At 66.0% G+C, this 13710-nt stretch carries 12 protein-coding genes; 9 read left to right on the top strand and 3 right to left on the bottom strand.

The annotated features are described in order from the left end of the window. The first annotated feature begins 10 nt into the window (after positions 1 to 10). Genes oah through VFK57_06645 form a run of 7 tightly spaced genes read left to right on the top strand, consistent with a single transcriptional unit; the run spans position 11 to position 6738 of the window. Positions 11 to 1117 carry a 6-oxocyclohex-1-ene-1-carbonyl-CoA hydratase gene (gene oah / locus VFK57_06675; protein ID HET7695375.1) on the top strand — a complete coding sequence of 369 codons (1107 nt, stop codon included), beginning with the start codon at positions 11 to 13 and terminating at the stop codon, positions 1115 to 1117. Continuing rightward, positions 1114 to 1884: an enoyl-CoA hydratase-related protein gene (locus VFK57_06670; GenBank protein HET7695374.1), complete on the top strand. Its 771-nt coding sequence runs from the start codon at positions 1114 to 1116 to the stop codon at positions 1882 to 1884. The genes oah and VFK57_06670 overlap by 4 nt, the downstream gene beginning before the upstream one ends. After that, positions 1881 to 3044 (top strand): 2-hydroxyacyl-CoA dehydratase, encoded by a 1164-nt coding sequence (locus tag VFK57_06665; GenBank protein HET7695373.1) that lies wholly within the window; start codon positions 1881 to 1883, stop codon positions 3042 to 3044. Before VFK57_06670 ends, VFK57_06665 begins: the two co-directional genes overlap by 4 nt. Before the next feature lie 25 nt (positions 3045 to 3069). Next, positions 3070 to 4353, top strand: coding sequence for a 2-hydroxyacyl-CoA dehydratase family protein (locus VFK57_06660; GenBank protein ID HET7695372.1), 1284 nt, complete (start codon positions 3070 to 3072; stop codon positions 4351 to 4353). 14 nt (positions 4354 to 4367) lie between these two features. Further along, positions 4368 to 5186, top strand: coding sequence for an acyl-CoA dehydratase activase (locus VFK57_06655; GenBank protein HET7695371.1), 819 nt, complete (start codon positions 4368 to 4370; stop codon positions 5184 to 5186). Next, complete coding sequence (locus tag VFK57_06650) at positions 5183 to 6013, top strand: acyl-CoA dehydratase activase (GenBank protein ID HET7695370.1); 831 nt, start codon at positions 5183 to 5185, stop codon at positions 6011 to 6013. The genes VFK57_06655 and VFK57_06650 overlap by 4 nt, the downstream gene beginning before the upstream one ends. Then, positions 6013 to 6738, top strand: a complete 726-nt coding sequence (locus VFK57_06645) for an SDR family oxidoreductase (protein HET7695369.1) — start codon at positions 6013 to 6015, stop codon at positions 6736 to 6738. Before VFK57_06650 ends, VFK57_06645 begins: the two co-directional genes overlap by 1 nt. A 5-nt stretch (positions 6739 to 6743) precedes the next feature. Here VFK57_06645 and VFK57_06640 read toward each other — a convergent pair whose 3' ends face one another. Together VFK57_06640 and VFK57_06635 are read right to left on the bottom strand one after the other, a co-directional pair. Further along, complete coding sequence (locus VFK57_06640; GenBank protein HET7695368.1) at positions 6744 to 7787, bottom strand: C-GCAxxG-C-C family protein; 1044 nt, start codon at positions 7785 to 7787, stop codon at positions 6744 to 6746. After that, positions 7784 to 8128, bottom strand: a complete 345-nt coding sequence (locus VFK57_06635) for a hypothetical protein (protein ID HET7695367.1) — start codon at positions 8126 to 8128, stop codon at positions 7784 to 7786. Before VFK57_06635 ends, VFK57_06640 begins: the two co-directional genes overlap by 4 nt. Before the next feature lie 275 nt (positions 8129 to 8403). On the opposite strand from VFK57_06635, the gene VFK57_06630 reads away from it, so the two are divergent. After that, positions 8404 to 10158, top strand: coding sequence for a tetratricopeptide repeat protein (locus tag VFK57_06630; GenBank protein ID HET7695366.1), 1755 nt, complete (start codon positions 8404 to 8406; stop codon positions 10156 to 10158). On the opposite strand, the gene VFK57_06625 is transcribed toward VFK57_06630, so the two are convergent. Beyond that, positions 10155 to 11198, bottom strand: coding sequence for a hypothetical protein (locus VFK57_06625; GenBank protein HET7695365.1), 1044 nt, complete (start codon positions 11196 to 11198; stop codon positions 10155 to 10157). The genes VFK57_06630 and VFK57_06625 overlap by 4 nt on opposite strands. Before the next feature lie 488 nt (positions 11199 to 11686). Between VFK57_06625 and VFK57_06620 the strand changes: the two genes are divergently transcribed. Further along, on the top strand, positions 11687 to 13654 hold the full coding sequence (locus tag VFK57_06620) for a winged helix-turn-helix domain-containing protein (GenBank protein HET7695364.1): 1968 nt from the start codon (positions 11687 to 11689) through the stop codon (positions 13652 to 13654). The last annotated feature ends 56 nt before the right edge of the window (positions 13655 to 13710 follow it).

The raw sequence follows: 13710 nt of genomic DNA, 5'->3' as shown, positions 1-13710 counted from the left end.
AGTCAGGCACATGCTGCTGAAATCGCACCGCCTCGTCGATCGGGTCGAGTACCGCCACATCCTTTACGAACGCCACCCGGTGCGTGACGTCGACGGCGGTCCCGTGCCGGATCTGTTCAACGCGTGGATCTCGCTGAACAACCCCGCAGAGCTGAACAGCTACACCACCGACGCCGTCGCGGAGGTGATCCTGGCGTTTCGTGAAGCGTCGACGGACCGCGGCGTCGTGGCGGTGGTGTTCACGGGCGCCGGCAACCGCGCGTTCTGCACCGGCGGAAACACGCGCGAGTACGCCGAGTACTACGCGGGCCGTCCGCAGGAGTACCGCCAGTACATGCGGCTGTTCAACGACATGGTCACCGGCATCCTGACGTGCGACAAACCGGTGATCAACCGCGTCAACGGGCTGAGAATCGGCGGCGGCCAGGAAATCGGCATGGCCTGCGATTTCTCGATCGCGTCGGACCTCGCGCGCTTCGGACAGGCGGGCCCGCGCCACGGCTCGGCACCCGACGGAGGATCCACCGACTTCCTGCACCTGTTCGTGGGGATGGCTCACGCGATGGAGAGCTGCACGCTCTGCGAGCACTGGTCCGCGTACAAGGCTCATCGTCTCGGGCTGCTGAACGGCGTCGTGCGGGTGCTGAAGAGCGACGGCCGGTTCATTCCGAATCCCGGGGTCGTGACCGATCGCTGGATCGACGACACGGGCGCGCTGGTGTACGGCGACTTCAAGACCGGCGAGGAGCTCGAGGCGGCAAAACAACTGACGCTGCGATCGGAAATCGATCTGGCGCCGCTCGACGCGGCCGTCGAGGCGCTCGCGACGAAGCTGCTCTACACGATGCCGGACTGCCTGACGAAGACCATCGAGAGCGTGCGGAAGAAAAAGCTCGAGCACTGGCAGCGGAATGCCGAGACCAACCGCGCCTGGCTCGCGCTCAACATGATGACGGAGGCCAGGGCCGGATTCCGCGCGTTCAACGAGGGACCGAAAGACCGGCGCGAGGTCGATTTCATCGAGCTCCGGCGGCGGCTCGCGCAAGGCGCGACGTGGGATGACGAGCTGTTCAACGCCATTCACCCGGTCCACGCGGGTGCAGGACGAGCGCGATGAGCGGCCTCCGCGTCGAGCCGGCGCACGGCGGCGCTCTGCTTCGTCTGATCCTCGATCGGCCGAAGGGCAATGTCGTCACGATGGACGTGATCGGCGAACTGCGCGCGGCGCTTGCGTCCATGGCGCCCGGCACGGGGATCAAGCTGGTTACGCTGGAGGCGGCCGGACCGAATTTCAGCTACGGCGCCAGCGTCGAAGAGCACGTCGCCGAACGCATCGCGGGCGTGCTGGCCGAGCTGAACGGCGCGGTGCTGGATCTGCTGCGGACGCCGGCGCCAACGCTCGCGGTGGTCCGGGGCCGCTGTCTGGGCGGAGGCTTCGAGCTGGTTCTCGCGTGCGACATGGTGTTTGCCTCCGAGGACGCGGTGCTCGGCGTGCCGGAGGTGGGGCTCGGAGTGTTCCCGCCGGCCGCCGCGGCGCTCCTGCCGCTGCGCGTCGGCGCGTCCCGGGCCGCGCGCGCGGTGCTCGGCGGCGAATCGCTTTCGGCCGCCTGGTGGCAGGCGGCGGGACTCGTCGATCGCGTGGCGCCGTCAGACCGCCTGGACGCGGAAGCGGCCGGGTGGTTCGCGCAGCAACTGGCGCCGAAGTCCGCCGCCGCGCTCGCGCACGCCGCCGAAGCGAGCCGGGCCGGCATGCTTCGCGTGCTTCCTGAGCTTCTCGCCGGTCTCGAGACCCAGTACCTGGATCGCTTGATGCGGACGCACGACGCCTCCGAGGGCATCGCCGCCTTCATGGAGCGCCGGCAGCCGCACTGGAAAGACGCATGACCGCCGTACTCGACGACTGGCGCGAGCGTTCGGTGGACGACGTCATCGCGATGGCGAAGGACGTGCTGGAGGATCCGGACTTTCCAACCGTCGCGCGCTGGCGCGAGGCAGGCGGCAAGGTACTCGGCCACTTCCAGGTGTACTTCCCCGAGGAACTCGCCCACGCGGCGGGGCTCCTGCCCGTCAAGGTGCACGGTGCGGCCGTCGAGGGGCGCGACGCGGAGGCGCGGTTCGGTTCCTATCTCTGCTCGATCGTCAAGAGCTCGCTGGAGCTCGCGCTCTCGAACCGGCTCGAGCTGGACCTGTTCGTCAGCCATCCCATCTGCGACGTGGCCCGGAACCTCGCGGCGATCTGGGAGCGCAGCGTCCCGTACCCGTGCCGGATCCTGTACCTGCCGCAGAACGCCAACTCGACTTACGCCGCGAGTTACCTGCGCGACGAGTACGCGCGGATCCTCGAACTGATCGAAGAGACGGCAGGACGCCGGGTAGGGGACGACGACCTCCGTGCCTCCATCGCCGTGTTCAATGACAACCGGCGACTGCTGCGGCGGCTGTACGAGATCCGGCGTGAGACACCGTGGTTGCTGCCCGTCGACGACGCCTATGCGCTGACGGCGGTCGGCGGCAGGATCCCTCGCGAAGAGCACAACGCGCTGCTGGCGAGCGTCCTGCCGCGGATCGCGGCGCGCGTCGTCAAGCCGCAGGACCGGATCCGGGTTGTATTCGAAGGCGGGTTCTGCGAGCAGCCGCCCATCGAGCTGCTGCGCGCGATCGGCCAGTCGTGCTACGTCGTGGACGACGATCTGCTCATCGGCCTCCGCTGGATCGTGGAGGACGTGGACGCGTCCGGGGACCCGCTGCTGAACCTCGCGACCGCATACCTCGAACGGTCCACCTACAGCCCGGTGCAGCACGACCTGCGAAAGCCGAAAGAGAAGATGCTGCTGGCGAGGATACGCGCGTCGCGCGCCGACGCCGCGATCATCACGGCGGCGAAGATGTGCGAGCCGGGCCTCGACGAGCAGGTCGCCTACGTGCACGCCCTCGACGACGCGGGCATCCCGTATTTCGTCGGCGAGTTCGAAGAGAAGATGACGAGTTTCGATCACTTCCAGATTCAGCTCGAGACCTTCGTCGAGAACGTGCTGTTCACTTGAGAATGCAGCCAGTCCGGGAGCGCACATGAATTCGCCCGCGATCGTCGGACGGGGAGTCACCGAAGGGGCCAGGATGTTCCGGGAGTGGTTCGCGTCGCTGACCGAGGCGCCGCAGCGCGGCCGGCCCGCTGCGTACGTCTTCGTCATGGGCAGCTTCAACGAGCTGCTTCTCGCCTTCGACATGGCGCCGGTGTTCCCCGAGATCAACTCGCTGCAGATGGCCGTGCGCCGGGTCGCTCACGAGTATCTCAACGAGGCCGAAGACTACGGCTACTCGCCGGACATCTGCGGCTACGTCAAGGCCGACGTCGCCCTCCAGCTTCGCAAAGGGCGGCATCCCATGGGCGTGATCCCGAAGCCGGATGTCGCCATCCTGACGAACGCGTGCAACACCTACTTGAAATGGGGAGAGATCTGGGAGCGCATGCACGGGACGCCGGTCGTCACGGTGGACATCCCGGGCTCCCGCGCGTCCGGGCGTCAGACATGGCCTGGCGATCCCGACTTCGAGCGCGATCGGATCTACGTCGAACGGCAGATACGCGAGCTCATCGCCGTGCTGGAGCGTGTCGCGAAGAAGAAGTTCGACGTCGATCGGCTGCGCGAGACGATGGGACACGCCAACGCGATGTCGCGCTCGTTCAAGCAGCTGATCGAGTTGAATCGCAGCACCCCGGCCGTCTTCAACGCGGTTTCCGAGGGTACCGTCTACCTCGGCGTGGCCAACGGCTTTCGCGGCACGGCCGCCGGCGCCGCGTACTTCCGCGACCTGGTCGAGGAGATGTCTTACAAGGCCGCGAACGGGCTCGGCACCATCAACGAGGAGAAGCATCGGCTGGTGTTCGTCGGCGTGCCGTGCTACCCGATCTTCCGCCGCTTCAACGAGCTGTTCTCCGAGTGGGGCGGCGCCTTCGTCAGCTCGACGTATCTCTGGTTTGCGTCCGGCGGCGCCGGGCTCGGCTGGCAGTACGACCTCTCGCGTCCGATCGAGAGCCTCGCCGAAGGCGCGCTGATCGGTGTGAGGCACGCGATGGACTGCATGTTCTTCCAGGATCGCGCGCTGATCGACCTGATCGATCCCTATCGCGTCGACGGCGTGGTGTTCCACGGCATCAAGAGCTGCCGGACGACGTCCACGGGCCTGTCGGATACCCGGCGCGTTCTCGGCGAGCGCCGCGACATCCCGAGCCTGCTCCTCGAGTCGGACATGATGGACCGGCGCGTCGTGTCCGAGGCGCAGATGAAGAACCGCGTGGATGCGTTCTTCGAAGGGCTTGCGTCGCGCAAGCTCGCCAGGACATCCGCGTAGGAAAGGGGGATCAGATGGCGTACGCGGCGGGGGTCGACGTCGGATCGACGCAGACCAAGGCCGTCATCATCAGCGAGCGGGGGCGTCTCGTCGGGCGTGCGCTCATCGACACGGGTGCCAGCGTCGTCCGCGCCGCGGAGCACGCCTACGAGCAGGCCCTCGCCGACGCCGGCCTGGAAGAACGCGAAGTCGGCTGCATCGTCGGCACCGGATACGGGCGATACCGGGTCACCTTCGGCGACACGCAGGTCACGGAGATCAGCTGTCACGGGCGCGGCGCCGTCTACCTGTTTCCGGGCACGCGCACGGTGGTCGACATGGGCGGCCAGGACACCAAGGCGATCCGCGTCAAGGCGAACGGCGAGATCGCGGACTTCTGCATGAACGACAAGTGCGCGGCCGGGACCGGACGGTTCCTCGGTGCGGCGGCGGCCGCCCTCGAGATCCCGATCGACGAGCTTGGACCGACGGCCCTGCGCGCCGAACGGCCGGTGAAGATCACGACCACGTGCACCGTGTTTGCCGAGTCGGAAGTCCTGTCGTGGGTGGCCAAGGGGAAGAAGATCGAGGACATCCTGCTCGGCGTCCACCAGTCGATCGTGTCGCGCTCGCTCGGGTTGATGCGGCGCGTCGGCATCGAACGCGAAGTGACCTTCACCGGCGGCGTCACCAGGAACATCGGCATGGTGAAGGCGCTCGAGACGGCGCTCGGGTACCCGGTGAATGTCAGCGACGACTCCCCCTACATGGGCGCGCTCGGCGCCGCGCTCTTCGCCCTGGAGCGAATCTCCGCGGCAGCGTCCGCCGCAGGGCCGGTGAAGGAGAGGCCATGAGTCTCACCGCGGGCATCGACGTCGGATCGACGTACACCAAGGGGGTTCTCCTCGACGGCGACGGAGCGATCGTCGGCCGGGCCATCGGCCGCTCCGGCTTCCGGCTGACGGAGGTCGCCAGACGGATTTTCGAGGAAGCACTCGCGGATGCGGGCGTCGGCGAGGGTCAGGTGCAGTATGTCGTCACCACTGGATTCGGTCGTTTCCTGGTGCCGTTTCGCGACGTGCAGGTGACCGACCTGACCGCCGCCGCGCGCGGCGCCGCCTGGTTCTTCCCGGGGACGCGCACCGTGCTCGACATCGGCGGCCAGACGATGAAGGCCAGCCGCCTGGACGACGCGTGCAAAGTGCGGTCGTTCCGGCTGAACGACAAGTGCGCGGCCGGGACGGGCGCGTTTCTCGAGAAGACCGCCCGCTACATGGGGTACTCGACGGAGCAGATCGGCCAGCTGGCCGAGATGTCGCGCGAAGCCGTGCCGATCTCGGGCGTCTGCGCCGTGTTTGCCGAATCCGAGGTGATCAATCATCTCTCGCAGGGCACCTCGCCGTCCGACATCATGCAGGGGGCGATCGTGTCGCTGGTGGACCGGTCGGTGCAGTTGATGAAGCGCGTGCAGATGCAGCCCGAGTTCACCCTGACGGGCGGCATCCTGCGCTTCCGGTCGATGGGTCGCTTGATGCGCGAACGCCTGGGCGCGTCCGTCAACATTCCGCCGCCGGACGACGTCCAGTTCGTCGGCGCCATCGGCGCGGCGGTGCTCGGGCAGCGGCGCTTGAGCACGCGCGCCGAACAGCGGCTGGCGGACAGCGCGCGGGTGAGCGGATAGTGCCGCTCGCGGTCGATCTCGCGGGACGAATCGCCTGGGTGACCGGCGGGGCGTCGGGCATCGGGCTCGCCACCGCGCGGCAGTTGGCCGCGGCCGGCGCGCGGGTGGTTGCGCTCGATCGCGACCCCGCATCAGACCCGTCCGTCGAACGCAGCTGTATTCTCGACGTGCGGGATGCCGCGGCGGTCGAGTCCCTCGTCGACCGCCTGGATCGGGAACAACTCGGTGCCGACATCCTCGTCAACGCCGCCGGCATCACCCGCGACGGCGTCGTATGGAAACTCGCCGATCGCGAATGGGACGATGTCATCGACGTGAACTTGAGCGGGGCGTTCCGCATGGTGCGGGCGGCGGCGCGGGGAATGCGCGCACGGGGCCGCGGCGGCGCGATCGTCAACGTGGCGTCGATCAATGGCATTCGCGGAAAGTTCGGCCAGTCGAACTATGCGGCCTCGAAGGGGGGTCTCATCGCCTTCACGCGCGCAGTTGCCACGGACCTTGCGCGCGACCGCGTCCGGGTCAACGCGGTGGCGCCGGGCTTCACGGAAACGCCCATGACGGCAGCGCTGCCGCCGGAGATTGTCGAGCGCGCGAGGCGCGAGATTCTGCTCGGACGGCTGGCACGGCCGGACGACATCGCGTCGGCCATCGTGTTTCTCGCTTCCGATCTCGCCGCGTTCATCACCGGGCAGGTCCTGGTCGTGGACGGCGGGCAGACGGCTTGAGCGCCTCAGCCGCCGCGCGCGCTCGCTGCCGCCGGCATCATTCCCGAACGGGCCGGGATCTCGGATTCGGGCCCGATCATCACTCCGTTGGATAGCGAGGGCGGTCCGGCGTCCTGCTCGATCAAGGCCTGCACCTTCAGCGCGACCCGTCGGGCAAGCCCCTGACACCTGTTCACCGTGCCGCATTCGACGTACCTCGTCACTCCCGCAGCGGTCGAAAAGTCACACCGCGTGAGCACGCGGCACTGCGTACTGCCGAATTCGTCGGTGAACCAGCGCGCCAGGCGATGCCCGAGGTTCATCGTCCGGTTGAATGCGTTGTACTTGTCCGCGAACGCATCGCCGCCCATCGCCATCACGCCGATCATGCGCAGGACGCGAAGGCGGCTGTGTTCGATGGCGCCGCGTGCAGCGCCCAACGCCACGACGCCGGCGGTCAGCGCGCCGCAGGTGCCCCCGGAGAATACCGTGCCGCCGGCGAACCCCGACAGCGCGTCCGCCAGCGACCTGTCGGCGAGGCCCGTGACTGCGCGAGCGCAGTGAAAATCGTGCTCGGCGAAGTGCGCGTGAAGGCGCGCAAATGCCCGCCGGGCGTCCTCGGGAAGAACGGACGCCGCGTCCTGCGACGCGCTCTGCGCGTACGTCTCAGGGGCGTGACGGATCACGCCGACGCACCGCAGTGGCAGCCGATCGCGTCCGCGGATGTCACGGCAGAGGACGGTGCCGTGACTGGCGGCGAACCGCCGCAGCAGCTCGTGCCCCTTGTAGACAACGACGGGGAGGCCGCGATCGAGCGGATCGTGCGCGTGCCTCAGTCCGAGCAGCATCAGCGGAGCGGTGACGCCGCCGCACTCGTCACCGGTGTTCGCGATGCCGCCCGGCAGTCCCCCCGACGCTTTGACCAGCCAGGGGGCCTGGACGCCGGAGGCGTCCAACAGCGTCTGCATCACCGTCGGCGCGCAGTGTCCCATGCACGCGAGGTTCGCGAGAGTGCGGCGGCGCAGACGCGCCGCCGGCCCGGCGGCATCGACGAGCGGAATGATCGTCATGCGGTCCTGGTCAGGAACGGCTTCGCCACCAGGCTGGCGCCGATGACGAGCAGGAAGATGGCGATCAGCGGCGGATCGGAGCGCCACAACTGGCTCACCGCCGCCACGAACGCCGCGACGCCGATCGCCGTCGAGAAGCCGTTCACGGCGATGTGCTTGACGTATCTCACGACGTTGATGCCGATCAGGATGACGGCCACGCCGAGGAGCCACGTGCCCGACGGCACGACCTCCGTTGGCAGCAGCCAGACCGCGCCGGTCAGCATCAGCAGCAGGCCCCAGCCGATGTCGTTCAGCCAGCGGTCCAGGGGTGCGTTCGCAGGAGTCAGAGTGGTTTGCATGACGGCTGCCTTTCCGCGACGGTAGCCGGACGCGCGCTGCCGAAAATTTGCCGCGCACCCTGGAATTTCCCGCACGCTCCTGCAGCGCAGCGCCGAATCCACGCGCGCGTGCCGGCACCGTCGGCGATATCCTGGGGAGCAGCAGATTCCGTGCCTGGGCGTCCGCGGACGGCGGCGAGCGGCAGGCGGCGGTGCCGTTTGCCACCTAACGCGGCGAGTGGCACCATTGCACCGGCGCGAATAGACTTCGAAACCTCTGCAGCGAACCCACGGCCATGAACGAGTCGTCCGCGATTCGGCCGGAAGACCTCCTGGACTCTTGGAAAGACATCGCTGCGTACCTGAAACGGGATATCAGCACCGTTCAGCGGTGGGAACGCCGCGAGGGCATGCCGGTTCACCGCCATGTCCACGATGTACGGGGATCGGTGTATGCGTTCCGATCGGAGCTCGATGTCTGGCTGGACTCCCGCCGGCGTCGTTTGGAACAGGAGGTGGATCAGCCGACGGCTGAGACAGCTGAGTCTGTTGTGCCCGCCTTTCACCGGAGGCCTATCGGACGGTACTCGCTTCTGGCGGGCGCGATGATGGCTCTGGGGGCGGCAGCAACGTACCTTCTGCTTCCGGACCGCATCGCCCCGACGCGCCCGGTCAGCGTGCGATCGCTTGCCGTGCTCCCGCTGCAGAACCTGTCGGCCGATCCAGCTCAGGAATTCTTCGTTGATGGAATGACGGACGCACTGATCGGACGCCTTTCGAGAATCCCGGACATCCGCGTCATCTCGCGAACGTCCGCCATGCATTTCAAAGGCACGCGCTTACCGCTTCCGGAGATTGCGCGGGCGCTGCAGGTCGATGCCATCATCGAGGGGTCGGTCGTGCGTTCCGGCAGTCGATTGCGGATCAGCGTACAGCTAATCAGGGCGGCGACCGATGACCACCTCTGGTCCGGCAACTACGATCGCGAGCTTCGGGACGTGCTGAACCTGCAAGATGAGGTGGCGCAAGCCATCGCCCGCCAAATCCAGATCACTATTGGCGGTCAGGAGTCTGGCAGGAGGGATGCGCCGCGAGTGTCGCCCGACGCGTACGAGGATTACCTCAGGGGCCGATTCGCGCTGAACCAGGGTCCGACGCCGCGCTTCGACGAGAGCGTCCGCTACTTCGAGGCGGCACTCGCCAAGGATCCATCCTTCGCGCCTGCTTACTCAGGCCTGGCGACTGCCTACAACGGGCTCGGCTCTGTCTTCGGCGGTGCTCCTCCGCCTGACGCCCAGGCGAAAGCTACCCGCGCGGCGCAGCAGGCGCTGGAACTGGATTCTCAACTTGCCGAAGCCCACGTGGTCCTTGCAGAGGCCCTGCTATGGCGGTGGCAGTGGACCGACGCTGAAGCGAGCTACGCCCGCGCGATCGATTTGAACCCGAACGAAGCGAGCGCGCACGCCGGGCGTGCGCGCTGGCTGCTGGCCCAGGGACGCGTCGCCGAAGCGCTCGTCTCGGCCCGGCGCGCTCGCGAACTCGATCCGCTTGCGCTGTACGGTACGGACATCGGCTGGATTCTCTTTCACGCGCGCCGCTACAGTGAAGCCATTCGCGAACTGCAGACCGTACTCGCCGTACGGCCGGACGACAGCAGGGCTTTGTGGTTCGTCGGCTTCGCGCTGATCGAGCAGGGTCAGCCCAAGGAGGCTGTAAAGGTTCTTGAACGAACTGCGTCGATCTCGAACCGCAACCCGGCCGTGTTGGGTGTGCTGGCCAGAGCCTATGCACGCGCCGGCCGCCGGACCGACGCGTTGCGGATCGTTGACGAACTGAACCGGCGCCGGCTGGCGAGCTACGTTCCGCCTGCTGCGTTCGTGAACGCGTACCTGGGACTCGCCGACCACGATCAGACGTTTGTCTGGCTCGAGCGCGCGTACCAGGAACGTTCCGGTATCCTGCAGTTTCTGAAAGTACATCCGTTCTTCGACCCCGTGCGCGGCGACCCGCGTTTCGCCGAGCTGGTAAGGCGCCTGAATTTTCCCGATTAGCGCCGTACTGGGACCCGCACCTTCTCTTGCGTCTGGGGTGGACGATGGACGTTGTCCACCAGATGCGCAAGCATCCGATTCCAGAGACTGGCGACCATCGCCTCACTGGTGTTCTCCTGGGCAATCTTGACTCTGGTTGCGTACCAGATGTCTCTCTTTCCGCATTCGAGGGCGGCTGTCCGCGTCGAGAAGAAATACAGCGTCGTCCCGTCGCGTGAAAGCCACGGCGAGCCGTCATCGCAGGTGCTGTTGACCGGGCTGGGCAAGTCGACGGGTGTCGGCGGCCACGGTTCCGAGAGCGTTTCCCTGGTTGAGGTCCAGATGTCGATGAGCCCGTGCCCGTTATCACGGTTTGATGTAATGAAAGCCTCCAGGCCATCTTTCCTGACGAAGATCCGCGTGTCACGCTTGGGGCTGCTGAACTCCGGGACCAGCGCTCCCTGCGCGAAGTAGCCGTCTTCTCCCAGGGCGCTCGCATAAACATCGAAGTCTTGCGAGCCAGGGCGGTTGCTGCCGTAGTAAAGCGTGATTTGTCCGGTTTCAGGACTCTCGAAGAACGCAGGTGCGATTTCCGTGTAGACCGTATTGACCACACATCCCAGATTTGCTGGCGGCTCCCATTCCTGCGACCGTTTGTCGTGCCGTCGGGTCATCCAGAGATCACCCGCGCCGCAACCGCCCGCACGGGTGCTGTGGAAGAACATCACGTGTTCGTCGGAGGAAAGCACCGCGAGCGAATCGGCAGCCGTGCTGTTGAGGGAGGACATATTCTGGGGGTCTCCCCAGGGATCATCGAGCGAAGCGCGTGTGGTGAACCACTGATCGTCGCCTCCAAGGCCTCCCGGACGATCCGACGTGAAGTACATCGTCAATTCGTCCCGCGAGAGAATCGCGTACATGTCGTTGTATTCGGTGTTCACGGGCGGTCCGACATTGGCGGGCGCGGACCACTCCCCAAATGTCTCCGCGCTCGGCCGCGCAGAATCGAGACCGGCGGTATAGCACGCGAGCACGCACAGCAGAGTCAGAGATCGCCTCATGGTCGCCTCCTTCCAATCCGCAACGCCGTCAACATTCGATCGGTACAGGGCATCTGGCAAGCGGCAACAGGCCGCACGCGCTTCGTTGCGGCCTAATGCGGCCATTTCGCACCGACCCATGAGCCAGCCGGACCTGCCCCGCGCCAAAGATCGCCTGGACTCCTGGAAAGACGTCGCGGTCTACCTCGAACGGGACATCAGCTCCGTGCGCGTTCTTCGCCTCGGAGGCAGCGCCGCCCGCCGAGCAGATCCCGGAGCTCATGGGCCTGCAGCTGACGTCCATGCTTGACGTGCGATCGACGCAGTTTCGCCGCCAAAGGGGTCACTTCGGATCGAGCGGAGGAACCGGCAGGCTTCCGCTTCTCCATGCCCGGCGACGATGTAGACGACCTCACGCGCAAGGACCCCTGAGGGTGCGTGTGGACGACGAGAAGCGGAGAAGTCTCGAAAGCATGTGCTAGTCTTTCCCCAACTCCACCGCAGGCGCCATGCACGATCCCTCTGTGCGGCCGCAGCACGTGACCTTCGGGCCGTTCGAGCTGAGTGTCCGCAGCGGCGAGCTTCGTAAGGGATCCACCCGCCTCAGAGTTCCCGATCAATCAATCGAGATTCTCAAAGCACTGGTCGAGCACCCCGGCGAGCTGGTCACTCGCGAGCAACTGCGTGAACGGTTGTGGCCCGCCAATACATTCGTCGACTTTGAGCACGGACTGAACGCCGCCATCAGACGACTGCGTGAGGCGCTGGGCGATTCAGCGGACTCGCCGCACTACATCGAGACGTTACCGCGTCGCGGGTATCGCTTCATCGGCTCAATCGAGGGCGTGCCGGCATCTGTCGCGGTGCTGCAAGCGTCGGGTTCGATCGAACAGCCGTCGGCCGAACAACGCGTCGAGCCTCCTGAGCGAACACTCGTTCACATCGGCCGACTGACAACCGGGCAACTGGCCCGCATTGCTCTCATCGTCCTGACGGTCGCGATCGGGCTCTACTTCATGGCTCGAGGCGGCGATCGCCCGGCCGCTGCGCTGAAGAGCATTCCCGTCACGAGCCTGCCGGGTTCCGAGGTCGATCCCAGCTTGTCCCCGGAAGGGAATACCGTCGCGTTCGCCTGGGATGGCGAATCGGAGGACAACTTCGATATCTACGTGAAGCGGTTGGACGTCGGTGCGGGGCAACAGCGGCTCACCACGAACGCTGCGGAGGACAGAGCCCCCGCCTGGTCGCCAAATGGTAACCGCATCGCGTTCGTGCGGCGCTCCGGCCGCAATGCGGTGGCGATTGTCCTGCCCAGTTCTGGAGGAGCCGAGCAAGAGCTGACCGGGATCACTGGTCTGATGAGCGGACTCTCGTGGACGGCGGATGGCAAGTTCCTACTCTTTGTCGGTCGCGACGCATCAGGGACGAGGTCCGCGGTTTTCATCTACTCGCTGGAGAGCGGTGAACGACGACAGCTGACGCGGTGGACGTCGTACGAACCGACTCTCGTCCTGGATGCTGCTCCCGCCATCTCGCCCGATGGCAAGCACCTGGCATTCATCGTTCGCTCGAGTGTCATGATCCAGCAACTCGACATCCTTCGACCTGTAGGAGAACCGACGCAACTCACACATCGCGGTTTGGTCTCCAGCTTCGCCTGGGCGCACGACAACAGCAGCATCATCTATGACATTGGCGGAGGAGCCGTGGGCGATACTCCGGAGGGCCTCTGGCGAGTACCCGTCGCGGGAGGCCCGCCACTGCCGGTGTTCCCCAACGTACGGGCATTGAGCCCGTCTGTCGACCGCAACGGAAGACTCGTTTATCAAAACAGGACGAGCGACACGAACATCTGGAGAATGCCCGGCCCAGAGCAACATCACGACGCGGAATCGGGGACGGGGGCAATAAAGTTCATCGCCTCCAATAAGCTCGACACGCAGCCCCAGATTTCGCCCGATGGAAGAAGGGTGGTCTTTGTTTCTACCCGATCGGGGTACCACGAGCTCTGGCTGTCGAACACCGACAGCCCGGCCTCGGCACGCCAACTGACCCACTTCGAGGGTCCGATCGTGGGAAGCCCGCAGTGGAGTGCCAACGGCGATTGGGTCGCCTTTGATTCAACTCGATCCGGCTCGGAGACGATCGACACATTCAACATCTGGGTGGTCGCCACTGACGCTACCGCACCACGCCAGATCACGAACGACTCCTGGAGCAACGCTCGGCCGTCGTGGTCGCACGACGGACGATGGATCTACTACTCGTCGCAACGTTCGGGCGATCTGCAAATCTGGAAAATCCCTACGGCGGGCGCTGAAGCAGTTCAGGTGACGAAGCAGGGAAAAGTTCGTGAAGCACTCGAATCCCCCGACGGCAAGCACCTGTACTTCGCGACGACGACCGCGTCGAAGCGACCTGGCATCTCGGGGGCGGGTTCTCGCCAAGGCCCAGTGTGTGCAGCATTTCGTGAATGAACACCGCGACCACGTGCGTCGGCTTCTGCTGCCACGTTTGCTTGAGCGCGTCGATA

This window comes from Vicinamibacterales bacterium (genome assembly GCA_035699745.1).
Classification (GTDB): Bacteria; Acidobacteriota; Vicinamibacteria; order Vicinamibacterales; family 2-12-FULL-66-21; genus JAICSD01.
The sequence above is the reverse complement of the archived record's forward strand: the minus strand, read 5'-3'. Positions and strand labels throughout refer to the sequence as shown.